Source organism: Vibrio sp. 10N.239.312.D08 (genome assembly GCF_041466145.1).
Classification (GTDB): Bacteria; Pseudomonadota; Gammaproteobacteria; order Enterobacterales; family Vibrionaceae; genus Vibrio; species Vibrio crassostreae_C.
The window spans coordinates 1-1,454 of the sequence record NZ_JBFSSD010000116.1 but is presented as its reverse complement, the minus strand read 5'-3'; the positions used below and the strand labels follow the sequence as shown (position 1 = coordinate 1,454).

General features: G+C 52.3%; 1 protein-coding gene. It reads left to right on the top strand.

What is annotated here, in order from left to right; all coding sequences use genetic code 11:
• On the top strand, positions 1 to 1,454 hold a 1,454-nt coding region (locus tag AB6D58_RS24410), incomplete at both ends, for a conjugal transfer protein TraG N-terminal domain-containing protein (RefSeq protein ID WP_372158790.1).

Sequence of the window (1,454 nt, the reverse complement as noted above, 5' to 3'; positions counted from 1 at the left end):
GGTTTGATGGCAAGAGAATACTTGCCGATGCTCCATACGATGATGTTTATGTTGTTCGCGTGCCTAGGCTTCTTTGTGGCCGGGGCCGCGGTCATTCCTGGCTTGACCATGATGGTGTTAAAAAACTATTTTGGGACGTTTGCCTTTTTGGCCACGTGGCCAGCCTTGTTTGCCATCATCAACGGCTTTCAGCTTTGGGGATTGGAATCTCTGTCTACGGATGTCTCGGGTAAGTTCGGAGGGCTCGTCCTCTCCAACGCGAACGCCGCCGATGAGCTTCACAGCCGCTTCGCCTGGATCACGGGTATATTGATGATAGGCGTCCCTATGATAGCCAAAGGCATTTTAAAAGGCGGTCAAGAAGTCATGTCGAGCATGAACTACCAGCTCTCGAGCATGATTAACTCGACCAATGCCAGAGCGAGCGCTGCAGCGTCCACGGGTAATCTGGATTTTGGCAGTATGCAGATTGACAACCACAGCATGAACAACACCCATGCCAATAAGTTTGATACCAATACCCTCGCCAACCAAGGTCACAGCTACACCCAAAACCCAGACGGCTCGGTGACCACACAACACGGAGATGGGCGCACCACCTACGACAGCTCACAAACCACCAGTCGCGGCAACATCAGCGCCAACACGCAAAGCATGCTGCAAGAGAGTGTGGCGAATGCCCGCAATCAAACGCAGCAAAACCTTGCTCAAACTAGCACCCAACTGGCTCAAACCCTCCAAGGAGGCGCGGCGCTGAGCGACCGCTGGCATGATAGTGTGGGTAAAAACCTGGCTTACGGTGAAGGCAATACCAGTGGCTTTAACACTCAAGTCAGCCAAGGTATGAATGACATGCAAACGGCGGTTGACAGCGTGATTCAACAAACGGGTTGGACGAAAGACCAATCAAAAGCTTACCTGCAAAGTGTCTATGGCGGCTTCGAGGGCGGCGTAGGCACCGGTAAAGGGGCATCGCCATTCAATTTAGGCGCCAGTGGCGGCGTGAAATGGTCTGATGATGAACGTACGGCTTACAGCAAGATGAATACCGAGCAAAAGCAGCAGCTTGAGCAAGCCACGCAGCAATACACCGAAGGGGCCAATGCCGTGACCAGTGCCGGCACGCAGGTGGACAATAAAGACACCCGAACGTCGGTTGAGCAGTTTGCGCATGACTTTGCGATTAACGCCAGCAACACCAAATCTCTTGGTGTAAGTGCCATGCAAAGCCAATCGGACTTGAACGCCCTCTCGAATACTCAAACGCGCCTAAACTCTGGCAGTGCCAGCTTTACGGCCAATTCAATTCAAGGCTTCCAGAATTACCTAGAAAAACAGTTTGAACAACCACAAGTCCAACGCCTAATGACCGCTTACCAACCGGAAGATATTGCCGAGGCGAAAGAGCAATGGCAATACTACACACGCACTGAAGAGTTCACCACCATGGCGGG